Annotated in this window: 21 protein-coding genes and 1 pseudogene; 11 read left to right on the top strand and 11 right to left on the bottom strand. The window is 68.3% G+C overall.

Annotated features, from left to right (window positions below; all coding sequences use genetic code 11):
- Positions 1–86: 86 nt before the first annotated feature.
- On the top strand, positions 87–833 hold the full coding sequence (locus OG521_00970) for a phosphotransferase (GenBank protein WUW19428.1): 747 nt from the start codon (positions 87–89) through the stop codon (positions 831–833).
- A gap of 364 nt (positions 834–1,197) precedes the next feature.
- Positions 1,198–1,932, top strand: coding sequence for a glycoside hydrolase family 16 protein (locus tag OG521_00965; GenBank protein ID WUW19427.1), 735 nt, complete (start codon positions 1,198–1,200; stop codon positions 1,930–1,932).
- Positions 1,933–2,267: 335 nt separating this feature from the next.
- Here the strand turns inward: OG521_00965 and OG521_00960 are convergent, their stop codons facing one another.
- The 3 genes from OG521_00960 to OG521_00950 form a co-directional block, all read right to left on the bottom strand.
- A complete protein-coding gene (locus OG521_00960) occupies positions 2,268–2,531 on the bottom strand; it encodes a hypothetical protein (GenBank protein WUW19426.1) in 264 nt (87 codons plus the stop codon).
- A gap of 285 nt (positions 2,532–2,816) precedes the next feature.
- Positions 2,817–3,077 (bottom strand): hypothetical protein, encoded by a 261-nt coding sequence (locus OG521_00955; protein ID WUW19425.1) that lies wholly within the window; start codon positions 3,075–3,077, stop codon positions 2,817–2,819.
- A 463-nt stretch (positions 3,078–3,540) separates the two neighbouring features.
- The gene (locus OG521_00950; GenBank protein WUW19424.1) at positions 3,541–5,214 is read right to left on the bottom strand and encodes an FAD-dependent monooxygenase; all 1,674 of its coding nucleotides are present in this window, start codon (positions 5,212–5,214) and stop codon (positions 3,541–3,543) included.
- A 587-nt stretch (positions 5,215–5,801) separates the two neighbouring features.
- Here OG521_00950 and OG521_00945 point away from each other — a divergent pair.
- Entirely contained in the window at positions 5,802–6,809 is a 1,008-nt protein-coding gene (locus OG521_00945) for an oxidoreductase (protein WUW19423.1), read from the top strand.
- Between the two features lie 228 nt (positions 6,810–7,037).
- Here OG521_00945 and OG521_00940 read toward each other — a convergent pair whose 3' ends face one another.
- On the bottom strand, positions 7,038–8,438 hold the full coding sequence (locus OG521_00940) for a hypothetical protein (protein ID WUW19422.1): 1,401 nt from the start codon (positions 8,436–8,438) through the stop codon (positions 7,038–7,040).
- 470 nt (positions 8,439–8,908) lie between these two features.
- Here OG521_00940 and OG521_00935 point away from each other — a divergent pair, with 470 nt between their 5' ends.
- The 3 genes and pseudogenes from OG521_00935 to OG521_00925 all read left to right on the top strand — a co-directional run bounded on the left by OG521_00935 (position 8,909) and on the right by OG521_00925 (position 11,078).
- Positions 8,909–9,526 (top strand): hypothetical protein, encoded by a 618-nt coding sequence (locus OG521_00935; protein ID WUW19421.1) that lies wholly within the window; start codon positions 8,909–8,911, stop codon positions 9,524–9,526.
- 77 nt (positions 9,527–9,603) lie between these two features.
- Positions 9,604–10,124, top strand: a pseudogene (locus tag OG521_00930) (hypothetical protein).
- Between the two features lie 390 nt (positions 10,125–10,514).
- Entirely contained in the window at positions 10,515–11,078 is a 564-nt protein-coding gene (locus OG521_00925) for a dihydrofolate reductase family protein (protein ID WUW19420.1), read from the top strand.
- A gap of 379 nt (positions 11,079–11,457) precedes the next feature.
- Here OG521_00925 and OG521_00920 read toward each other — a convergent pair whose 3' ends face one another.
- A complete protein-coding gene (locus OG521_00920) occupies positions 11,458–12,297 on the bottom strand; it encodes an NAD(P)H-binding protein (protein WUW19419.1) in 840 nt (279 codons plus the stop codon).
- A gap of 92 nt (positions 12,298–12,389) precedes the next feature.
- Between OG521_00920 and OG521_00915 the strand changes: the two genes are divergently transcribed.
- Positions 12,390–12,773 carry a helix-turn-helix transcriptional regulator gene (locus OG521_00915; protein WUW19418.1) on the top strand — a complete coding sequence of 128 codons (384 nt, stop codon included), beginning with the start codon at positions 12,390–12,392 and terminating at the stop codon, positions 12,771–12,773.
- 485 nt (positions 12,774–13,258) lie between these two features.
- Complete coding sequence (locus OG521_00910; protein WUW19417.1) at positions 13,259–13,999, top strand: class I SAM-dependent methyltransferase; 741 nt, start codon at positions 13,259–13,261, stop codon at positions 13,997–13,999.
- Between the two features lie 313 nt (positions 14,000–14,312).
- Here OG521_00910 and OG521_00905 read toward each other — a convergent pair whose 3' ends face one another.
- The gene (locus tag OG521_00905; protein WUW26537.1) at positions 14,313–15,269 is read right to left on the bottom strand and encodes a zinc-binding dehydrogenase; all 957 of its coding nucleotides are present in this window, start codon (positions 15,267–15,269) and stop codon (positions 14,313–14,315) included.
- A gap of 89 nt (positions 15,270–15,358) precedes the next feature.
- Here OG521_00905 and OG521_00900 point away from each other — a divergent pair, with 89 nt between their 5' ends.
- The gene (locus OG521_00900; protein WUW19416.1) at positions 15,359–15,790 is read left to right on the top strand and encodes a MarR family transcriptional regulator; all 432 of its coding nucleotides are present in this window, start codon (positions 15,359–15,361) and stop codon (positions 15,788–15,790) included.
- Between the two features lie 242 nt (positions 15,791–16,032).
- Here the strand turns inward: OG521_00900 and OG521_00895 are convergent, their stop codons facing one another.
- Entirely contained in the window at positions 16,033–16,821 is a 789-nt protein-coding gene (locus tag OG521_00895; GenBank protein ID WUW19415.1) for a hypothetical protein, read from the bottom strand.
- A gap of 410 nt (positions 16,822–17,231) precedes the next feature.
- On the opposite strand from OG521_00895, the gene OG521_00890 reads away from it, so the two are divergent.
- On the top strand, positions 17,232–17,855 hold the full coding sequence (locus tag OG521_00890; protein WUW19414.1) for a hypothetical protein: 624 nt from the start codon (positions 17,232–17,234) through the stop codon (positions 17,853–17,855).
- Between the two features lie 337 nt (positions 17,856–18,192).
- On the top strand, positions 18,193–19,533 hold the full coding sequence (locus tag OG521_00885; GenBank protein ID WUW19413.1) for a VCBS repeat-containing protein: 1,341 nt from the start codon (positions 18,193–18,195) through the stop codon (positions 19,531–19,533).
- A 181-nt stretch (positions 19,534–19,714) separates the two neighbouring features.
- On the opposite strand, the gene OG521_00880 is transcribed toward OG521_00885, so the two are convergent.
- The 4 genes from OG521_00880 to OG521_00865 form a co-directional block, all read right to left on the bottom strand.
- The gene (locus tag OG521_00880; GenBank protein ID WUW19412.1) at positions 19,715–20,734 is read right to left on the bottom strand and encodes a glycoside hydrolase family 16 protein; all 1,020 of its coding nucleotides are present in this window, start codon (positions 20,732–20,734) and stop codon (positions 19,715–19,717) included.
- Between the two features lie 445 nt (positions 20,735–21,179).
- The gene (locus OG521_00875; protein WUW19411.1) at positions 21,180–21,608 is read right to left on the bottom strand and encodes a DUF4267 domain-containing protein; all 429 of its coding nucleotides are present in this window, start codon (positions 21,606–21,608) and stop codon (positions 21,180–21,182) included.
- Between the two features lie 383 nt (positions 21,609–21,991).
- The gene (locus OG521_00870) at positions 21,992–22,378 is read right to left on the bottom strand and encodes a VOC family protein (GenBank protein WUW19410.1); all 387 of its coding nucleotides are present in this window, start codon (positions 22,376–22,378) and stop codon (positions 21,992–21,994) included.
- 166 nt (positions 22,379–22,544) lie between these two features.
- On the bottom strand, positions 22,545–22,895 hold the full coding sequence (locus OG521_00865) for an antibiotic biosynthesis monooxygenase (GenBank protein ID WUW19409.1): 351 nt from the start codon (positions 22,893–22,895) through the stop codon (positions 22,545–22,547).
- Between the last annotated feature and the right edge of the window lie 203 nt (positions 22,896–23,098).

Genomic DNA, 23,098 nt, shown 5'->3' with positions numbered 1-23,098 from the left:
ATCGGGTAGCGGGACGCGGTCAGCGGTGCATTCGCAGGCGATAAGTCCGGCGACGTCGGGGGTCGTCTCCGGGATACTGGTCGCCCATGGATGAAGTCGAGGTCGTTGTCGCCCATTCCGAGCGCGCGACCCTGCGCGTCGGCGACGTGTTCCTGAAGGTGGATGCCGATCAGGCGCGTATCGATGCCGAGGTCGATGCGATGTCGCGCGCGCCGGTCCCGACTCCGAAGATCCTTTGGCGCAAGCCGCCCGTGCTCGCGATCGCTGCGGTCCCAGGAACGACGCTCGGGCGCCTCGGTGGGCCGTCGACCGGGTCGGCGGCGGCGTGGGCCGCGGCGGGCGCCGCGATCCGGAAACTGCACGACGCGCCGCTGCCGCCCCGGCCCGGCCGAGCCGGCCGGACCGTCGTGGAGTTGGCGGCGGAACTCGACGACGAGTGCGAGTTGCTCGTGACGAATGGCCTCCTGCCCGCGGACCTGGTCACCCGTAACCGCCAGGTCGCCGAGGCCGCACTGCGGCCGTGGACTCCGGCATTCACGCACGGCGACCTCCAGATCGCGCACGTCTTCGTCGACGGCGACGAGGTCACCGGCATCATTGACTGGTCCGAGGCAGGCCAGGGCGATGCGCTGTATGACCTCGCCACCTTCACGCTGGGACACGAGGAGCGCCTCGACGACGTTCTCTCCGGCTATGGCAGCGACATCGACCTCGACGTGATCCACGCCTGGTGGTCGTTGCGAAGCCTGCTGGCAGTTCGCTGGCTGATCGAGCACGGCTTCGACCCGTTCGCCCCAGGCTGTGAGGTCGACGTACTGAGATCCCGAATGTGAGGCGACGGGGGTACGACTGCTCCGCATGCGTTCTGACGCATGGAGAAGCCCGTCCTCGGGTGTTCGCTCGCCCTCCCTCTCGGCGATGAGTCGCACGCAGCCGTGAGCGCCTCACCTACTGCTCATGCTCTTCGCCGGTCATGACCACAGATGGCCCTATGGCTTGTCCCGTAGAGCGATCTACTGCCACAGAGTCTGTGCAACCTCGCTCGCCTCGCGTGCGGCCTCCGTTCAACTCCCAAAGGCATATACCGATTCGTGCGGCGCATCTTGTCAACGGCCGAACACACTCCTACAGTCCGGCGACAGGTGAGGCGTGGAATCGCTCCCACGTCTCGATGCTCATCCAAGCAATGGAGCTGCGATGACCCCCACGTCCCGCAAGTTCAGCCGCAGAGGCATACTCGGTGCCGCCCTCGCAGTCCCGCCGGCACTGATGCTGGGCGCGCCGGCCGCACGAGCCGATTCCTGGGGCAGTCCCGTGACCGTCACCTCCTGGAACAAGATCAGCGGAAGGTGGACTGCCAACAACGAGCTGGAGACCTACACGCCGGACTGTGTCTGGTACGAAGGCGACACCCTGGTGATCAAGGCGTACAACGCCGGCGGCGGGACCTACTACTCGGGCCGCGTGGAGTCGACAGCGCTGTACGGGTACGGCACGTACAGCTTCACCGCGAACATGCCCAACGGGCAGGGGCTGCTTCCTGCTGTATGGGCGGCGTACCTGAATCCGTGGCTCCCGGAATTCGACGCCGCTGAGATCGTGGGCCAGAACCCGAACGTCGTCTACCAGACGTCCCACGACGCCAACAACGCCCAGCAGCAGTTCTCGAAGACGAACTCGGCAGGGTGGACCAACGCGTTCCACACGTACTCGTTCAGCTGGTTCCCGGACCACATCGACTTCGCAGTGGACGGCGCCATTACGGGCACCAACTGGTACAGCACTCCGGCCGGGACAGGTATGCGCTTCATCGCCAACATCGCCGTCGGAGGCGACTGGCCCGGCAATCCGGACTCTTCGACCTGGGCCACGGGCGACGGTGCCCGCTATCTCAAGGTCTCGTCCATCACGCACACGCCGTACTACCCGTGAGATGAACTGTCGGTGCCGTCGCTGACAGTCCGGATCGCCCTCGGCCACAGCGTTCGTCGGCGCACTGCACGCTGCGACCGTGTCCGCCCGGCTGCTCGACCGACTGCTGGGGAAGCGGGTCACGACCGGGACGGGACGATCTCCGTACGTCAATTGCCTGGAGACCGGAACGCACAGGGACGTGGCATCTGTGACGCGGCCCGAGCGTCCGTCCCTGCGCGCTTTCCCACGATGCTTGTCCGGAGCCGGAGCGGCGGCAAACCCTGACGCGACCACGCAAAAGCAGGGCCCGCGCACCATGGCGGGCCCTGCTCGTGCGTGAGTACGGTCGAGGGTCAGCGACCCTGGAGGTACTCGGCGTAGAAGTAGCCGGCCTCGCCCTCGAAGTGTGCCTTCTTCGCCTTGGCGTAGGTGACCCCGTACGGGCCGCCCAGGTTCAGGTATTCCGCGCTGGCGCGGTCCGCCTCGACCTCGGAGTATCCGGCGCCGACCTTGCCGCCCTCCCAGCCGCCGTCGGAGTCGTTGGCGACGGCGGGTGCGGCTGCCACGAATCCGGCTGCGGCGACGGTGGCCAGGGTGATCGCGATACTACGAAGCATGGGTGCCCCTTCTCGACAATGCGTAGCGGGTGGTGTGCAGGACAAACCCTTACTGTCGATGGCACCGCAGGAGGGCAAGCGCGCTGAGGAGCTGACCGAACGCACCTGATCAGTCGAAGCGGCCCCACGTGTCGGGCAGGGCGGACGAAGCCGCACGGACAGGGGAATCCGTCGGCTTTGCATGCCGCAGACCTCTTCGGCTCGGGTGCGCGACACGGCGTCATCGGATGCGCCTGGGGCTGCCCCGTGTCGCGCGAGCCCGCCGACCCACCGGAGCCTGGGCGGTTACGCCACCCCGGAGGCGTCGGCGTGCGTCGTCTGATCGATGACCCAGTCCAGACTGCTGTGGCCCGGCTCGTAGGAGGGGGCTCTGCGCCAGATCCGGGCGAAGGCGTCGACCAGCGCGTTGTGGGCCCGTTCCAAGGACCGTCCATGCGAGCGAAGCAGCGCGAGGAGCAGCGGCGCGAGCAGGTCGTACAGCTCGGCCAACGCGCTTCTGCTGCCGTGCGCGATCTGCACCAGCAGGTCGTCGACGTGCACCGTCACCTTGCCCGGAACCTCACAAGCGGGGCCGGAGGGCTTCAACAGATCTCCGGCCCGAGCCTTGTTCACAGCAGCTTTCACACCACAGAGGCTATCGTCCTGCGTACCCCCACGACTGCGCTCTCCCTGATCGGATCTGCGTTTCCCTCGCCGAGCAGCCTGCTGGATGGATTGGTTCGGGCGGCCCAGCGGCTCAGCAGCGTCCCGCCGCCCGGAACATCGTGTACGTGGCATGTTGCTGCGACGCCTTGACCGCCCCATCAGTTGTCGAACGGGGGTGCGCTCGTCTTGGCTGTACGCCTGGATTCCCCGTCTTCCCCGTGCGACAGCACGGGCCCATCGAACCAGGCGGTGCAGAGACAGAGATGCAGCCACCGAATCAACCGGGATCGTCCTGACGAGTGACGAGTCGTTCGGGCACGTCGCAGGACTGTCACCGGCGGCTCTCCGCCCGCGGCAGCGGGAGTCAGGCGAAGGTCCGCCGCAGATGGGCTGCCAGCGATGCCGGAACGGCAGGGTGGAAGCGCCCCGAGACGTATCCGTCCGGGCGGATCAGGATGGCTTCGCCGTCACGCGGTGCGTAGGCGTCGCGGAACTCGCCCGCAGCGTCGCGCACCCGTGGCGGGCGCAGGCCGACGGGGCGGGCGTCCTGCGGTACCTCTGCGGCGGTGATCAGATAGGCGTCGAGAAGGCCGTGGGCGGCGCGATGGGCCTCGGCGGCGCAGGCTTCGAGTCGGGCGGCGCCTTCGCCGGAGGCGTGCTCCGAGTCCGCGAACAGCAGCAACACGTGTCGTGGGGTGCGCAGCAGGTCGAACAGCCGCCGCGGGTAGGCCGCGAGGTCGCTCAGCAGGCCGCGGCAGTCCGGGGCGCGGTCGCCGGGGGCGGGACCGGCTTCGGGCGTGCGTTCTGTCGTCTGCGGCTGGACCAATGGACTGTCCGGATAGGCGACCAGCAACTGGGCCTGACGTCGTAGCTGCGTTTCGGCGTCGTCCCCGTTGCTGCCGAGGCCGGAGGGGGCGGGGCGGGCGGCGCGGGCATGGCGGACGGTGCGGTCGATCACCTCCTGCGCGATCGGGTGTCGTTCGGCGTGATAGCTGTCCAGCACGTCGTCCGTGGCCAGACCGTGGACGGCCAGGGCCAGCTTCCAGGCGAGGTTGTAGGCGTCCTGCACGCCGGTGTTCAGACCCTGTCCGCCGATCGGCGGGTGGATGTGTGCGGCGTCCCCGGCGACGAAGAGGCGGCCGTTGCGATAGCGGTCCACCATGCGGTGGCTGGTCCGGAAGATGGACGACCAGCGCAGCGTGGAGGCGGTCGTGACCTCAGGGGACAGCCGGTCGAGCACGGCCTGGAACTGGCTGAGTTCCGGTCCGCGGCCCTCCTGCGATCCGAGGGGGGGCCCGTTCGGCACGCTGGGGTCGTCCTCGCCTGTCGGCTGCGCGCGGGGGAGCAGCGTCGACAGCCAGTACCGCCGGACGCCCGGCATCGGAATGCAGACGACCATGTCGTTCATCTCGCCGTTGTCGTCCAGGCTCACGGCCCGCATGCTGTGGCCGGCGGGGAGTTCCCAGTCGACCTCGACGTCGCCGATCATGTACTGCTCGGGGAAGGCGTCGCCCTCGAAGGTCAGGCCGGCCGCCTTGCGGACCAGGCTGTGCGCGCCGTCACAGCCCACGACGTAGCGGGCATGCAGTTTCTCGATCCTGCCGTCGGCGTGCGCGAGGACGGCTTCGACCTCGTCCGGGCGCGCCTCCAGCGAGCGGAGTTCGGTCGACCGCTCCACCTCCGTGCCGAAGCCTGCCAGGTGCTCGGTGAGCAGCTGCTCGGTCGTGCACTGAGGCAGCGTGGCGAAGGGGTAGGGGACCTCGGGCGGCAGAGTCAGTTCGAAGCGAGGGCGTGGCTTGCCGTCGATGAAGACCAGCTGGCCCAGGTGCGGCACCGCCTCGTCCAGCGCCCTGTCGACCAGGCCCATGGAGTCCCACACCTCCAGGGTGCGGGGCACGAGGCCGATGGCCTTGGCATGGGGCTGCGGGGCGGCCAGCCGATCGACGATGCGGCAGTCCACGCCGTGCCGCCGCAGTTCGGCCGCCGCTGTCAGGCCCACAGGGCCCGCGCCCACCACGAGTACGTCGACATCGGCCACAGTCAGGCTCCCTCGTTGTCCGGTATTCCCGCGCCATCGGGTTTCACCAGATTGCGCTGACCCGAATGGATTGAGGTTCCGGCGCGGTGCGGAACCGGAAGAATCGAAACCCGTTCTTTACCAATTGTTTACCGATCATATTGCCTGGATTATTCGCCAGGTCAAGAGCGGCGAACTTCGTCGGAGTCCGCAGAGCGATGCCGGAGCACCCGACGCAACCAATGCCGCATACCATCGGATTCGTTGTGCTTGCCTGCGCATTCGCTTCCTTCCCGACCCGGATGACACACCGGATTCAGGCGCCGCACTCACCCACGCGGTGAATGACTTCGGGCTCGCCGTCTTCGGGAGCGCCCTCGACGTCGGCGATCGCATGAGGAGAGAGCCTTCTTCGCCGCATACCCCGGACCACGGAAGGGGGTTTCGAGGATGTGCGGCTCATCCATACGGTTTCGCTACTCGCGGAAGGTGTGGATCAGCCGGGAAAGAGCCGGCCCCGGGAGACCACCCCGGGGGATCGTGGCGGGCCTGTACGCCCTCGGCGAAGCAGCGCCCCGCAGGTTCACCGTCCGTGTTTGAGTGCGGGGATGGAGATTTTGGTTCTGGGCGGGACGGCGTGGGTGGGCCGCGAGATTTCGCGGCAGGCATTGGACCGCGGGCACAGGGTGACCTGCCTCGCTCGCGGGGAGAGCGGCGAAGTGGCCGTGGGCGCGGAACTTGTCGTCGCGGACAGGGGCGACCCGTCGGCGTACGAAAGTCTGGCGGGGCGGGACTGGGATGCCGTGTTCGAGGTGTCGTGGCAGCCGGCATTCGTCCGCGGGGCGCTGGCAGCTCTCGGCGAGCGTACGACCCATTGGTCGTACGTGTCCTCGATCAGCGCGTACGCCTCACATGCACAGCTGGACGCGGACGAGACGGCGGAGCTGCTCCCGGCGGCCGATCGGGACGAGGTCGACCGTGAGGCGTACGGGGAGGCCAAGGTGGCCTGCGAGGCAGCCTCGACGGCCGCCGTGGGCGACCGGCTCCTCATCGCGCGGGCCGGACTGATCGGCGGCCCCGGCGACCACAGCGGCCGCACCGGATACTGGGCCGCCCGCGCGGCGCGCGAGCCGCTGGCACCGCTGCTGGTGCCCGCCTCGCCCGGCGTGGTGACGCAGGCGGTCGACGCGCGGGACCTCGCTGCGTGGCTGCTCGACAGCGCGGAGAAGGGGACGACCGGAACGTACGACGCGGTCGGCCCGGTCGTGCCGTTCAGCGAGTGGGTCGCGATGTCGCGGGAGATCGGCGGGCACACCGGACCGGTGGTGGAGGCCGGCGCCGACTGGCTGCTCGAGCAGAAGGCGGGCCAGTTCATGGGTCCGGAATCGCTCGCGATGTGGATGGCCGACCCGGAGTGGGCCGGCTTCAGCGCCCGCAACGGTGCCGCCGCCCGGGCTGCCGGTCTGCGTCATCGGCCCCGGGCGGAGCTGCTGGCGGACGTCCTTCGCTGGGAGCGGGAGCAGGGTCTGGACCGGCCCCGCCGGGCGGGCCTCAGCGGCGAGCGCGAGCGCGAACTGCTGAAGGCCTTCGGCTACGGAGACGTGCGCGAGGCCTGACGGAGTGACGGAGACCTGGGAGCCAGGCAAGGCTCTGTTCCCTGACTTCGGAGTTCCTTGACTTCGGACGCCGAAGCGGTGAACCGGGCCGGCGCGCGGCGGGTGTCCCCCTGAGCCGGGACTGCGCTCTGGAGCACCTGCCGGGCCGGCCCGTTGTCTCCCGGGTTCTCCGCCGGGCCATGGCCCGGCGGCGGACTCACCTGTCCCGCCGCCGGTTCCGGATCAAGGTCAAGGCATGCGGGACAACGGAACGGAGAACAGCAGACGTTCGGGAATCACCTGCGACTTCCAGGTGCTGCTCGCGTCCTCGTTCACCCAGTCGGCGTTCTTGTCAGCGGCCCATTCGGTCTGGCTCCACACCGTCTTCGTGCTCCACCAGAGCGACAGCCCCTGGGACTTCGCGGCCCAGCACGCGGTCGGTGCATCCGTACCGGTGCACGTCGTGGACGTCACACCGGTGGCGTCGCGACGTTGGTAGACGCCGCGCTGGCCGACTCCGCCACGGTGCCTGGGCAGGTACCAGGACCGTTTTCCGGTCGCCGGATCCCGGTAGGAGAGGGTGCCCTGTGCTCCGGCCATGTCGGCCGTGAACATCTCCGACACGTTCACGTACCCCGAGGAGTCCTTCAGCAGTGGCATGCCCGACTCCGACGGCGCAGCCAGTTGGTAGCCCCACATCTTGCCGATCTTGGGGGTGCCGGAGGTCTGGTACTCGTTCAGGACGATGCTGTCCGGAGTGGCACTGCGGTCGAGGGAGACGTGGGCAGGGCAGACGATGCCCGTGGTGGAACCGCACTTCTTGCTCAGGCCGTACGAGCCGATGGCCGGCATGACGTACTGGTAGCCGTGGGCCGAGTAGCCGCCGGACACCCTGCCGATCGCGTTGCTGTTCACGGTGGCCTGCAGGATGTGGTTCATGGAGAAGACGTACAGGGCGTTGGTGCTGGGGTCCCCGCCCTTGGCCGTGACGATCAACTTGTCCCCGAACCACACCATGCCGCCCAGCTGGACCCCGGCGTTGTCGAAGTTGGCGCCGCCCTCGGTGGGAATCACGAGCAGCACCCAGCGATAGGAGAGAGCGCTGGGGTTGTTGGCGTTGATGAAGGCCACGCGCGCCAGATGCTGCCCGTTGGGGTCGTTGTTCAGCATGGTGGGAAAGTCGGTGAACAGACCGTCGTTGGACTTCCAGCCGGACAGCAGGATCTTGTCGTTACCCCACAGGCCGTCGTCGTCCGCATCGCCTGAGGAGGTCACGCCCTGCGGGAGCCAACGCTGGGTGTATGCGTCGCCCGTGTCCCAGCAGTAGGCGGAAGCGGGTGTGGGGTTCACGGGGAACGCCTTCACCTCTTGCGGATAGCAGTCGGCGGAGTTCCTCATCGTGTGGTTGGCGCTGGCCAGGACGTCGGTCACCTTGACGTTGTCCAGCCGGGAGTGGAGCTCTGCGAGCGTCGTGCCGGAGACTCTGCGCTCCTCGAGCCGGAGCTTGGCAGCCTCGGTGGTGCTGGAGAGCGGTCTGACCTCGTCGTAGACCTCCTCCTGGACCTGGGCGGCACCTGGGGTGATCCCCGCCGCCGCCAGGCTGAGCACGGCCGTGGCCAGTACTAACCAGTTCCGACTCTTGTTGCGCATGTTGCCCCCCACTACTGAATGCTCACGTCATTGAGACGCGAGTGAATAGTGTGGTGCACCAACTGTCAACCAGGCATGGGGATATGGAGGACAGGGCCGGCCTGGCAGCCTTCGCGGTGCTCGGCACACTGTTGCGGTCGGTTGTATGTGGTCGGTGGGCATCCCAGGGCAGCGCCGTTCCCGCGCAGGGAGGGCCGCTGGGCGGGACGGCGAGCAGGGCCGGCTCCCCGATGGAGAAGTCGATTCGCGGGAACCCGCGCTGACGGCCAGTAACCTGGCTGCCTGACAACCACGCACGTTCCTTTGAAATGAAGTACAGGATGCACATCCTGGAGGATCCGTCCGAGCTCTCGACACTCGCGCAGAGCTTCCTGCATCGCGCGGCCCGGCGTGAGCGCCCTCGCCGGTCCGGGCCGCCGATAGAGTTCTGGCGAGTGCGCGGCCACTCGGGGAATCTCGTCCCCGCCCCCATGGATCTCATCATCCGGTGCGAGGGATTCGAGCAAAAGTACGGAGGCCTGCGCTATGAGGTGCGCCGTAGCCGGTTGGTGAACGGGGACCGGTACGAGACTGCCCGGGAGTGGGAGTACGACCACCTCGGTCTGCAGACGGCAGCGTGGCAGGAACCGGGAGAAGGAGGTTGGTACTTCGAATGGATCGGCGAGCGTGTGTCGAAGCCGTGCCGGGACTTGATACACACCGACGGCAGCGTAGGCACCGACGTCGACGGCGCCAGCCCCTACCTCTCCATCGCCCCGTCGATCCCGCATCTGATCGAATCACATGCCCTCGCCGACACCGTCGCGTCGTGGAAGCCATGGCCCATGGACAGCCTTGCCGCGTCGGCCATCGATCTCCTCGACGGCCTGGTGGAGGTGCCTGAAGCGTCATGGGGTTCCTCGCGGTGGCGACTGTCGGACACCGTCGCCGTCCTGGACTACGACAGTTGGGTCCACAAGAACCCTCACCGCCGGACGCTCGTCTGGTCTGGCGGCGAGGGCGGTCACCGTCAGGTGCAGGCAGTCCTGGACCGATGGCAGCACCGAGATCAGAGCGACGCCGTGACCCTCGGTGGCACGACCTCGTAGAGGCGCCAGTCCCGGATCAAGGCCACAGGGCGTTCATCCTGTCACTCGGCGGTGGACAGTGCCTTAGGTTGGTCGACGTGAGGGCGAGGGGGCCGAGTTACAGATATGTCGGACCGGTCGAGCTGAAGGCTGCGGTCCGGCCGGGCAGCGGCGGGTGCCGCATGGGCTCGGCGGCTGATTTCGGCGGCTGGATCGCGGAGCGATCGGCAGCAGAGCTGACCGAACCGTTCACTTCGTGGTCGGCACGGACGGTGTGCTTCGGCTGGCGCCGCGGCGAAGCGAGCACGTGGCCTGTGCCGGCGGGGACATGGTTCTGAGTGCAGGCGAGATCAGCTTCGTGTGCGATGAGGGCCGGTGGGCTGTGGGCGAGGTCAGCAACCAGTCCACCGGATACTGCCCGGACGTCACCTCTTGGGCGACAGTCGCTCACGCTCTGGACGACATAGAACTTGGGCGGCCCTCCGGCTTCACCCACGAGGTCGTTTTCCGGCGATGCCCCGACTGCCAGGAGCTCAACATCGTGCGCGAGGACGACTTCGTCTGCGTCTTCTGCGGCAGCGGTCTTCCTGCCGCATGGAACGTGGATCCCGGCGTATGACGTACGGGGGCAGAGCCACTCGTTGATGGCAGCGACCAGGACAGTCGCTTCGTCGTGGACCGCGAGCTTGTCGTAGCGCGTAGCCCGTAGCGCATGGAGACGGCGCGGTGCCGGGCGCGGCATACCGCGGAGTCGATGCTCGGGCCCCTTACCCGGAACCGTATGCCGTCGATCCACTGCTCGCCGAGGCCAGACGGGCGGTCGCCCCGCCCAGGCCCCCGACGGCCTCGGCACCGATACGTCCCACTACGCCACTCCGCCGGCGGAACGCTGAGTCTGCGACTGAGCACCGAGCACGAGGACTACACGCGCGCCCAGATGGCGTACCGATGAGTTTCCCGCGTCGCGCCGGTCTGTACCCGTGAGACCGGTTTACGGAAGGATGGCGCCATGCGGAAGCTGATCTACGGCATGAACCTGACCCTGGACGGCTACATCGCCGCACCCGGTGACGACATCGGCTGGAGTGTGCCGAGCGACGAACTGTTCCAGTTCTGGTCCGACCAACTGCAAGCCACTGACCTGTCGCTGTACGGGGGCAAGCTGTGGCGGACGATGAGCTCCTACTGGCCGACCGGCGACCAGCAGCCCGACGCCACCCCGGCGGAGATCGAGTTCGCGCGCCGTTGGCGGGACATGTCGAAAGTGGTGTTCTCCTCGACGGTCGACAAGGTTGACTGGAACACCCGCCTTGTCACCGGCGACGCGGTTGCCGAGATCACCCGCCTCAGGGCCGAGGACGGCGGACCGATGGACATCGGCGGTGCGACGCTTGCCGGGGCGGCCATGCGGGCCGGGCTGATTGACGAGTACGTGCTGGCCACCGCGCCGGTCCTGGTCGGCGGCGGCACGCCGTTCTTCACCGCGTTGGACAACTGGGTGAACCTGAACCTGGTGGAGACGCGGACGCTTCCCTGCGGCGTGATCCTGACCAGGTACGAGACGAGGCGCTGAGCGCCGGTCCCGCGGCTCGGCCGTCTTCCGGGCCTACGCGGACGTGACGCCACCACTGGGGTGGGCTGCCGGCAGCGCGGCCATACCTTCACCGTTCCCGGACCGCGCTCGGTGGTCAAGACGTAGTCCGGATGCGCTTGCCGGCCTGCCCCTCCACAACGCCCTTCTGGAGGTTCCTGCGGTGCGTGTCCTGCTCAGCGGCTGTGAGCCGGGGCCGGCCCAGGTGCCTCACGCTGTGCCCACCCGGCCAGATTTACCGTTGCGTCCGAATCCCCGGACCGGCTCTGCGAGTCGCCTCGTGGTGGGTGGTGACGTTATGGGCAGCCCCGTGCGGTCGCAGTCGCGCGGGGCTGCCCAGGCGCTTCAGCTGAGCTGTGCCTCAGCGAAAAGCGGCGATGTTACGGACCGCCCAGTCGTTGAAGCGGTGCGGAGCGCGACCGAGGACCTGCTCCACGTCCGAGCTGATCCGCAGTTCCGCGGGGTTGGGGGCGGAGATGATGTCCAGGGTGTCGTCGGCGAGCTCCAGCGGCACGAACCGGGTCATCGCGGCCTTGGCCTCCTCACGGGTGAGTTCATGGAACCGCACCGGCGAGCCGAGCGCGGAGGCTATGGCCTCCGCCTGCTGACGGGGCGTGATCACCTCGGGCCCCGTCAGCTCGAAGATTCCGCCGGTGTGCCGGTCGTCGAGCAGGCAGGCTGCCGCGACCTCGGCGATGTCCGTCGGATCGACGACAGGAACACCGACATCGCCGAAGGGTGCGGCGACCGTTCCCTGCGTGCGGACGGACTCCGCCCACGCGAAGGCGTTGGAGGCGAAACCGCCCGGTCGCAGGACGGACCAGTCCAGGCCGGACTCTCTCAACGCGTCCTCCACCGCGCGCATCGCGATCCGCGACGGGCCGGTCGGCCTGGTTGCCACGCCCTGCGAAGAGAGGAGGACGACTCGTCGGACCCCGCAGGCAGCGGCCAGGTCGATGATGTCGGCCGGCCTGGCTCCGGGGGCGTGCAGGTCGCCGGACAGCAGGAGGAACAAAGCCTTCGCCCCGTCCAGAGCGGGGGCGAGACCCTGCGGGTCGGCCAAGTCGGCCGGTATGTGCCGAACCCCGTCCGGGACCGGCGCCGCGTGGCGTGACACCGCCGTCACCTGCTCGCCCGCGTTGGCCAGGGCCTGCGTCAAAGGCCGGCCCACATTCCCGGTCGCTCCGGTTACCACGATCATGTTCAGCTCCTAGTCCGTTGTGCGCTGAGGCAATTGACGCTAGGAGGCGGGCTTACTTTTCGTAAGAACATACCCAGAGGTAAGCTCATGACATGAGTGAAGGTGCGCAGCTGACGCAGGCCGAGGCAGGCGTTCGGTATGACGTGTTTCACACCGACTGCCCTGCGCGCGACGTGGTCGACCACGTGACCAGCAGGTGGGGTATCTGGGTACTGATCTCCTTGCGGACCGCCGACCTTCGGTTCTACGAGCTGCGCGACAGCATCCGGGGCATCAGCGAGAAGATGCTCGCTCAGACACTGCGCGCACTGGTCCAGGACGACCTGGTCTGGCGGAAGGTCGAGCCGACGACGCCGCCCCAGGTCACTTACGGACTGACTGAGTTCGGGCAGGAAGTCGGAGCACCACTGACGGACTTGTTCGACCGGATCACACAGCGGCTCGCAGCCGACGAGCGTCCGCCACGGAGCGCCTGAGCGCAAGAGGTCAAGCGCGGCAGCCGACCTGCCCCCCCCGGGCCGGCAAGGTGCGTCATCTCGACGACGAACACCGACCGTGACACCAAGAAGGTTCGTGCCTACCCCTTCGTTGGTCAGTGGCAGACGGGCCTAGCCACCCCGACACGACGCGTCCATGGAGGACGCCGCGAACCTTGCGGGTACGCGCCGCTGACGTGGTGCGCGGACTGGGGCTGGCGGCGTACGCGCCATGGCGACCAGTGGCGCGCCGTACGCCTCCACACCTGCACCATGCCGACTGGCCCCGCAGCGCGGTCCGTCGGAGAGGAACTCGCGGATCCATCCGGCCTCTTCTGACTCAAAGGGAACGGCGCATGGGTATCCAGGGGGGTGGGGGCCGTGGCGCCAGGTGGACGGCGTAGGAGGACAGGCGAACCGATGAGCCTCCCAGGTCGCAGCACAATCGTGTTGACCGCCCCGGAAGGCAGTGCTTGAGTCGGCGGGTGAACAGCATCTCTGCCAACCGGCGGTTCTGGAACCAGATCAGCGGCACCTACCAGCAGAAGCACGACCCGCAGATCGGTGCGACGCCCCGGCTGTGGGGTACGTACGCCATCCCCGACGCGCAGCTGAACGCCCTGGGCGACGTCACCGGCAAGCGTGTCCTCGAACTCGGCTGCGGCGCCGGCCAGTGGTCCAGGGCGCTCGCCGCCGAGGGCGCCAACGTGGTCGGGCTCGACCTGTCCGAAGCCCAGCTTGCCGCGGCAGCCGGCGCGATGGGACCGGCCCGCTACCCGCTGGTGCAAGCGGCCGCCGAGCACCTGCCGTTCGCCGCCGACAGCTTCGACCTGGTGTTCTGCGACTACGGCGGACTCAGCTGGGCGCCCGCGCACCTGGCCGTCCCGCAGGTCGCACGCATCCTGCGCCGCGGTGGGCGCCTGGTGTTCAACGTCGCCAGCCCATGGTTCGAAGCCTGCTACGACGAAGCCGGCGGCCGCGCAACCACGACTCTGCACCAGGACTACTTCGGGCTGGACAGCATCGCCGAGGATCAGGACGCGGTGAGCTATCAGCGCACCTACGGCGACTGGATCAAGGTCCTGCGCAGCGCAGGTCTCGTCATCGACGACCTCATCGAGCCGCGGCCCGATCCCGGAACAGCCAACGGTTACAACCCGACCGACCCGCCTGACTGGGCACACCGCTGGCCGGCAGAAATGCTCTGGGTAACCCACAAACCGTAAGCGGCGCCGCACCGAGACGTGAAGGTATCCACTCTCCCTCCAACGGGTGCGGCTTCATCCGGATCAACGCCTCATTCGGGATGCTGCTGTCCTCCGCAAGGTGGGACAGCGCCCCGGTGATCACCCGGCCTGCGCAGGCCGATGCGGAGACCGGCCTTTCGGAATGTCATCCGCCGGTTCGACGAGATCGGGCTGACTTGCCTCGTGTCCGCAGCGAGAAGGGCATCTGCTGGGGCGGAAGGTCACTACGAGCAGCAGCCTGACTCGGCCGGTCATTGCCCCGCATGCTGTCCAGAATCGATGTGCAGCGAACTCATGCCGTAACGGACAACGCCTTTGGCCGGAGCGAGGGTACGAGGACGACCTTGCCGAGGTTGCGGCGCTGTTCGATGAGGGCGTGGGCCCGGGTGGCTTCGGCGAGGGGGATCTCCTCGTGCACGGCGGTGCGCAGGGTGCCTGTCTCGTGCAGCTGCCAGAGCTCGCGCAGCCAACGGTCGTACAGTTCGGGCTTGCCGACGGCGATGGCACGCATCTGGAAGCCGATCACCGAAGCGCCGCGGGCGAGGAGTTCGTATGCGTCCACCATGCCCCCGCCGGAGCTGAAAGCGACCAGCCGGCCGCCCGTGGCCAGGGCTCGCACGGCAGGGCCGAGCAGGTCGCCGCCGACTCCATCGAGGATCGCGTCGTACGGGGCACCCCAGTCGGCGTCCTCGTACAGAAAGACCTCGTCGGCGCCCAAGTTCCGTAGGAAGGTGGCCTTGGCAGCACTGCTGACAGCAGCCACCACGCGTCCAGCCCCGTTGGCCTTGGCGTACTGGAGAGCGAGCGTGCCCACCGCACTCGCCGCCGCCGTTACCAGGACCGACTCGCCAGGCTCCACGCGCGCAGCTTCGTAGGCGCCGCGCGCCACCATCCCGCTGCGGACCAGTGCCACCGCCTCCACGTCACTCGCGCCGTCCGGAATCCGGGAGGTCATCGCGACGTTCAGGACCGCGTAGTCGGCGTAGGCGTCGGTGAAGCACAACCCAGTGACACGGTCTCCGACGCCGAAGGCCGCGACACCCTCGCCGAGGGCGGTGATCTCCCCGGCGACTTCGCCGCCGAGCGAGATCGGCTCCCTGGCGTCCCGGACCTTGCGCACGGAGGGCAGTGTCACCCCAATGGCCTTGGTCCGGATCAGTACCTCCCCGGCTCCCGGCTCGGGTCGGTCGGCCTCTTCGGAGACCAGCGCAGTGGGCCCTCCGCTCACCTCATGGCGAATGCGCAGCAAAAGGACCTCCCTGTCCATTTTCATTGGGATACCCAACGATAGCTTGAAGTCGTAGGGAGTCCCAATGAATTTCGGGATAGGCTCACTCCATGCCCGCAGCCCTCCAGCGCATCCAGTCCCTGCCGAGCTGGCTCGTCGGCCGCGTCGCAGCGCGCGCTCGCGGCCTGGTCGCCGACGCGCTTGCCGCGGAAGGGCTGAAGCTCATGCACCACGCGGTGCTGGCCGCGACCGCCGAGTACGGGCCGGTTGCCCAGGCCGAGCTGGGCCGCCGGCTCGCCGTCGACCCCAAGGACATGGTCGGCATCCTCAACGACCTCCAACAGGCCGGACTTGTCCTGCGCACCCCGGACCCCGTCGACCGCCGCAAGAATGCCATCACGGTCACCCCCGAAGGCATGGCCGCCCTCACCCGCTGCGCGGCCCTGGCCGAAGCAGCCAACGCCGAGTTGCTGGCACCGCTCACTCCGGAGGAGCAGAACCAGCTGATGGCACTGCTGGCCCGGGTACACGAGGCGCCATAGGCATGGCCTTTGGGGGTTTGCGAGGCGATCGGCGACGAGGAACCGGCCGCACCGCGGTGCCGACCGGTCCCATGGATCTCAGACGACCACAGCGATGGTCCTCACCGTTCCGCTCCGCACACGATCGGCCGGACGACGATTCCAGCCGACCCCACGGCGCTCTCGAAAGGGGCCTGGGTACCCGGGTCCGCCGTGTGTGCCTGGGCTTCAGGATGTGTATTGCAACAGGCTCGTTGCGGTGCTCAGTTCGAGCGTTGCAGGCCGGGCAGATCGGCGCACAGCGCGGCCGGGAAAGCGGGCTCGACGCGGTGCACGTCGGCGCAGCCGGCCTTCGTGCCGCGTGCGAGAGGCACCCAGCCCGACTTCTCGGCACGGAAGAACCACCGGTCGCCGAGTCTCGCCCCACATCCCGGCGCCTCGCCCTCGGCGCAGGCCGCGCCCATGCGCGAGGACACGTCGAACACCAGCCACTTCCCATCGCAGTGCTCCTCGCCGCGGGAGGTGTGGTTCGGTACGTCGAGCGCCGCCACCGCCTGGTCGTAGGAGGCGGCGGTGCAGCCGGTGGGTGCCGGGTGGCAGCCGCGGTCACCGCACAGGCGCAGCTCGGGCAGGTCGGCGTCGTCCGCGGTGAACGTCGTGTCGTTGTCCACGACCAGTTCACGGTGGCCGAGCGCGGACGGCAGTCGCACCTTCGCGGTGCCGGGTGCGGTCGTCGAGCAGTCGGCGTGCGGGTCGCCGATAAGGGTGGAGAAGGTGACCTGCACCCACACGGTGCGCTCCGACGTGGAGGTCACGACCGCCTTCAGCTTGCGCGCACAGGTCTTGCCCTTGCCGGGTACCTCTACGTCGACGCTGAGTGCGCGCCCGCCGCCGGAGAGCCGGGCGGCGGTCGCGCGGATCGGCCCGAACGTCTGCCAGTGCGGCGTTCCCGCCGTCGAGGGCGCCCCGGCTCGCTGGGTCCCACAGGCACTGAGCAACAGCGCGGCGACGATGCTCAGCAGGACGCCGGCCAGTGATCTCGTGGCTTGCATGTGTTCCGGACCCCCCCCCATGAAAACGGTCGACCCGGGCGACTATAGAACGCCGCGTACACGTCAGGCCCGGCGCACTACACAGTCGCGAGGGGCGGCAGGCTCGGCGGGCGGCCGTGGGGCCGCTTCGGCGCGGCGAGGGCGGTTTCAGCAGACCCGGCTCGTCGAGCGCGACACGGAGGCGGGCATCGCCTGACGGCTTTCGCACGGACGCATGCGAAGAGCCAGGAACTGTTCCGGGCAAGCTACGCGGCGGCGTGATTGCCTGCCGGCCTCTTGGACGCACGCAAACCGTGGCTGATCTGGAGTCGCCGGGAGGCGCCTTTCGGCGTACGTGCAGGTCGTGGCGGTGGGCGCATCGGATATGCCGGGGCCTGTGCGGCGGATGATGGTGATGGCAAAGTGTGCCCGTGAGTTACAGCATCTTTATCCTTCGGTTCGTGGACGGTGAGGTTGTTGCTCTGGATGTCGAACGGCTCCGACAGGTGACGGAACCGTACGTGGTGGCGGGCGGTCTCGATGAGGGCTTCTCCCAGCTCCGCGCGGAGGACGGGGGTGAGGCGGACCTCTACCACGAGTCCCTGAACGAGGCGGGGATGCTGTGTGTGACGGCGACGCACTTCGCCCGCGGTGCGATGCTCGGCGTGCTTGCTCGGCTGGCAGCAGCCCTGGAGGCCTCGATCGTGCCCCAGAGCGGTGCCACCCTGGTCTTCCATGAGGGCGACCGTCTTCGTCTTCCTGCGGACGCCCAGGGGGAGGCGGTTGTCATAGCCGCCACGGCGGACGCGCTTCAGGCGGCATTCGATAGGCCGAGCGGAGGATGGGGGCGCGGGCGCGTGGGAGGAGCATGTGAATGCTCTAACTTCCCCTGCCGCCAGTGCAATTTCCTCACGCCGATCGAGGTTGGCCCTTTGGCCTCACAACACGATCTTGAAACAGTGGATAGTGCGGCTGGCGCTCGACCCGCAACAATGGCGCCGCGAGCTCAGACAGTCCGGTCGGCACAATCCAGTCCCACCGCCGACTCTCGATGAAGGCGGGCCATCCCAACGCGCCGTATGGGGCGCTGTCTTAAGCGTTGGGCCCAGATCCAGATCCATATCGTCGGCCTTCCGCGCACAGCCCGCGACGTTGACGACTGCCCCGGCCCCGGTGTCGGCGACGGGCACCGCGATCCGCTTCGGTCCTGCTGTCACAGATCGAAGCCCGCGGCGCTCCCCGGACGATGCCGAGACCGGGCCCGGAGAGGCCTCGGCTCACCGCCATACGCACTGGTGGGCCGCAAAGGGGGCAGGACCGTCGTGCATCACCCCCGTAACGAAATGATCAGCTTCCTTGTGCGGGCCGCGTCCACGCCCGTGAAGTGGAGTGATGCACTTTCCGACAGCAGACGGTCCGTTCCTCCGTCACTTGCGCATGTGGCACGCCGTGGCTGCCTCCCTCGTAGCGGTGGCGGTGGTGGCGTTCCTCGTCCTTCGGCCATCCGGCGGCGCGCGTGCCGTGCCCAACAGCCCCTGCCGGGCTGTCGATTCCGCGCGCCAGGCCACGCCCGCGACCCCCGATGTCGACGGGGACGGCTTCGTCGATCTGGTGCACGAGGTCTCCGAGACGGAGAACTTCGACCTGTTCGTCGTGCCCGGCTCCGAGCACGGCCCTGACCCCGACCGCACGACCGTCTTCGCCCACGACGACCTCGGTGTGCCGCACGACGTTCAGACGGGCGACGACCCGTTGCAGCCCACGGTCGCCGACCTGGATGAGGACGGCCACGCCGACCTCGTCGTGAGCGGCGCCGCCCAGGTCCTGTGGGGAGGTCCCAAGGGCCCGCGGGTCGGCGGAGCGCACGGGCGTGTGCCGCTGCCGGGCACCGGCTACCACACCGCGCCTGTCGCAGGCGACTTCGACGGGGACGGCCACATCGACCTCGCGGTGTTCAGAGACTCGAACGAGGCTCATGAACTGGTTGTCCTCAAGGGACCGTTCAAGCGCTCCGGCGCCCCGGTCAGGACCGTGGACATCCCCAGCCCGGTCGACGAGGGTGCGTCACCTGTACTGGTCGCCGGGGACGCGAACGACGACCGTGCCACCGATCTCGCGCTCTACGGCTCTCCGTGGGATCCGCCCCTGCTGTTCACCGGGGGCGCCCGTACCGCCGGCGGCCTGAGCACGGAACCCGAGCGGCTGCCGGAGGGCGAGAACATCGTCTTCGGCGACTTCGACGGCGACGGGCGCCAGGACATCGCCATCGGCCGGAGCTTCGTCGACAGCTACGACGAGGTCGAGACACCCCATCGGCGCGGCCAGGTCAGCGTCCGCTACGGGAAGGAGCCGGGGAAATGGGTCACCATGGACGGCGGCGACTTCAAGGAGGGCTTCGGCGCCGGGCTCGCTGTCGGGGACTTCAACGGCGATGGTTGCGACGACCTGGCCGTACAGCTCACGAAGAAGAAGGAGGCGGGGGACGCGCGGATCGAGGTGCTGCGGGGCGGCTCCGAGCACGGGCTCGGATCGAAGCCCTGGCACTCCACAAAGCGGTCCGTGCCGGGTGACGACGGCCCCGATGGTGGCATGCTCTTCGCCGTCCATGACTGGGACGGCGACGGCCGCGCAGAACTGACTCTGCTCGGCGGGAACAGATGGTGGATCACCGACGGCACGGGCCGCGAGGAGGCATCCTTCCCGGTCGCCCCCAGCGAAGATGAAGGCTCTTAGGCAGGATCATGCTTGCTGCCCCGGGCTCGTCCTCCTGGGCCTCGAAGACACCGGTGTACCGCCACTGCCGAGACCGGTAGTGCACGGTGGACCAGGCGCCACACCGGCTCGGCCTGCGAAGTCCCGCCGGGAGCCGGTTCGGCCGCGCCGGAACCGGCTCCCGATCCGAGCACGTCGCGGTTCAGGATCCGCTCACCTCGGCCGAGAACCAGTCCACGCTCATCCCCGCACCGGAGGTGATATCGGCCGAGGGGGATGTGCAGCCGCAGACCTTGTCCGGATACGAACCGCCGATCGCCACGTCGAAGATGGCGAAGAACCCGTGGTCGACGGCGGCCTTCCAGGTTGCGTCGGAGACCTCGTTCTGGTTCACCGCGAACGTCTGCACACCGTCCAGGTAGAACCGCAACTGCTCGGCCGCCGTGTTCCGGCGGTCGACGATCACCGAGTACGTGTGGTAGCCGGACTGGCAGCCGTCGCAGGCCTGCAGTCCGCTGCTGATCCCGTCGGGATCGTGGCACTCGCCGGCCCACTGGCCGCAGTGGAAGGTGGTGGAGTGCTGGCTGAGTGCGTTGACGTCCTCCATGATGTCCAGCTCGCCGATGCTGGGCCAGTTGGTGGCGCCGGTCGGCCGGGCGTCGGCGCCCATGGCCCAGAAGGCCGGCCAGTAGCCGAGCCCGCTCGCCGGGTCGGGCTGCTTCAGGGAGGCGCTGAGCTGCATCTGTCCGCCCGCCGGCGCGGCGAAGTCGGTGCGCTGGGTTTCCACCCGGCCGGATGTCCAGTGCCCGGAGGCGTCCCGTATGGGCTTGATCACCATGTGGCCCGAGCCGTCCTGGTAGACGTTCTCGGTCGAGTCCGTGGAGGTTTCGATCTCGCCGGTGCCCCAGTTGGCGGCGCCGCCGGGGTAGCTGGTGCCGATGTCGTAGAGCCAGTCGGTCCTGTTGAGTCCTGTTCCGCTCGCGCCGTCGAAGTCGTCCCTGAACATGGTGGTCCAGTCGGCGTCGGCCGCACCGGCGCTCGCGGCCGGTTCTGCGGCCGCGGCGGTACCGGAGAGCCCGGCGGGGCCCGCCGGGCCCATGAGACCGGCCAGTGGCAGGCAGAGTGCGAGCGCGGCGAGCGTGACCGGCAGACGTCGACGGGTGCGATGTCCGGGGCCGGGGGTGGGGCCTGGCGATTCACTGAAGACAGCGATCCTGTACATGGGGGCTGCTTTCGTGGGGGGTGGGGGGAGGGGCGAGAGCGTCTGCAGCCGCGTTCCGAACCCGGTTGAGAGCGCTCTCAAGAACCTTGTGCACGACTGTCCGGCACGGTGACTGACCCCGTCAAGGTGGTTGCCGTGTTTACTTCCTGTAGGCAACTGCCTTTAGGGTGAAGGCAGTTGGTGCGCGAGATTCAACTGTCCATGCTGCAAAGGCTGTATGCGGCGAAGTGTGTTCAAGCGATGGTGGATTCGCGGGCTGGTTCGATGAGCATCTGAAGCCGTCCCGTCAGGAGTTGCCGGCGGTGGTGCGGCGACGGCCGTCCACCGTGGACGAGGCGGCGCGTGGACCAGGCGCCAGACCGCCTGGATCACCCCGGCCGGTCGCTGACAGGGAAGGGGTGGCCCGACCGCCATATGGCCGGGCCACCGCTTGGGGCATGCGCTGTCAGACGGGCTGTGCGGCGGGTGCCGGGGCAGGGGCCTGGCGAGCGCTACTCGTCTCGCGGAGGGTCAACAGGCCCGTAGTCGCGATCAGTGCAGAGGTCAGGCCGTGGATGCCGAACGCCGCCGAGTACGAGCCGTGGTGGGCCAAGACGTTGATCATGTCACCGAACGGGGCGACGGCCTCCATCAGCAGGACCCAGCCCAGGGCGCGGCGGTGGCCCGTCGCCAGCAGGATGCCGAGGACCAGACCCATGGCCAGTTCGCGGGTGCCCTTCATGATGAGGAAGCCGCCGCCATCGCCGGCGGGCCAGCTCGGCAGGCCGACGCCGGGGGTGGACGCCTCCGGGGCCAGGATGAAGGACAGTCCGAGGTAGACGACGAACAGGGTGCAGGCCGCGGCCAGGACGGTGGTGACGTTCTTCAGCGACATGATGCTTCTCCTTCGATGTTCAGACTGGAGTGGAAGGGTTCATAGGCAGGCGTAGCTGGGCCGCCGATGGCGAGCCATGACGTGGGCCGGTGCCGGAGGTGCGGACGGTGTCGCCCTGGCCGGGGCATCTTCGACCGTGCTGGTCTGCCGGTTCGTCGATGCCGCTGCGGGCTTGCCGGGCGTCTGGCCGACCGGGCGGCCGGCTCCTGGCCGTGACCGTCAGCGGTGTCCGTACCCCGCAGATCGGAAGTGCTGCGAAGTGCTGCGCTGCGACAGAGGGTCAGGCAGTGACATGGCTGTCCGCGCATCGCGGCCTCGCCGGCGACTGTGAACACGATTCCGCAATCACCGGCGAAGGCGTGATCCGCGGGACGCCGTCCGGCTTATGCCCCGGCGCCGCCCGTGGTGAGAATCTCCATGAGATGTCCGTCAAGGTCGTGGAGGTACGTGCCCCTGCGGCCTTCGACGCGCTTGCTGCGATAGATCTCCCCAGCCTCTTGGCATGCAGGATCGCCGTAGTGGGCGATCCCGGCTTGCTGGATGCGGACCAGGGCGGCATCGAACTCCTGCTGGTTGAGCCCGAATGCGTAGTGGTGGGGTTCGAAGTCGTCCGACCGGTCGTAGTCCAGGCTGACCTGGTTGGCCAATCTGACTGGAGTGAAATGCGCCGCCGGCGGTTCGACACTCAGGCCGAGGACTTCGGCCAGGAACTGCGCCGAGGCCTGTGGGTCACGGGAGGGGACGATGGTGTGATTCAGCTCCACAGCCACAGAGGCTCCTTGTCGGGACCCCGTTACGCGTAACGGGTTTCGCGTAACGGGGTTACGCGTCATGGGTTGCTCGGCCGACTTGGTGACCCGGCATTGTGCGGATGCGTGAACGGCTGAGGGAGGGCGCGGTTTCTCCGGTTGCGTTCGTCCGGTTGCGGCTGCCGTGTCACGCGTCGATCTGCTCGAAGATGTGCGGGTACGACACGATGTCGTCGGGGAACTCGGCCGCCATGCGCTGGAACTCCGGGCTGCCGAGCGCCGTGGCGAGCGCCGCGGTCGACTCCCAGACCGCGACGTTCATCAGAAGCCGGCTGCCCGCCGTTCCCTTGTGCATCTGCAGGGAGACGAATCCGGGCTGAGCCCTCATGAATGCGGCCTGCCTCCGGAAGAGGTCCAGGAATGCCTCGGTCCTCTCCTCCGGGACGAGGAAGGTGTTGGCCAGGACGATGGGCCCGGTCTCCTTCTGGAACTGCGCGAACATCGGTGTGATCGGGTCCAGACTCTGCAGCTTGGTCATTTTTGCTACTTCCTCTCGCTGTCGGTTGTCCCACGGCACTGCGGGCGGCCATCGCCGTACTGGACCCGGCGCCGCCTATTACTGCTCGGCGCCGGTGGTACGAGGCGGATCTGACGGGCACTCAACGGGCGTCGCCGATGTCGGCCGCCAACGACCGCAAATTTGCCAACGTCCGTTTGCCAACTGGTGTTGGTCAACCTGTG

The sequence above is a fragment of the Streptomyces sp. NBC_01463 genome (assembly GCA_036227345.1).
In the GTDB taxonomy this organism is placed as follows: domain Bacteria; phylum Actinomycetota; class Actinomycetes; order Streptomycetales; family Streptomycetaceae; genus Streptomyces.
This window is presented reverse-complemented; position numbering and strand designations above follow the sequence as displayed.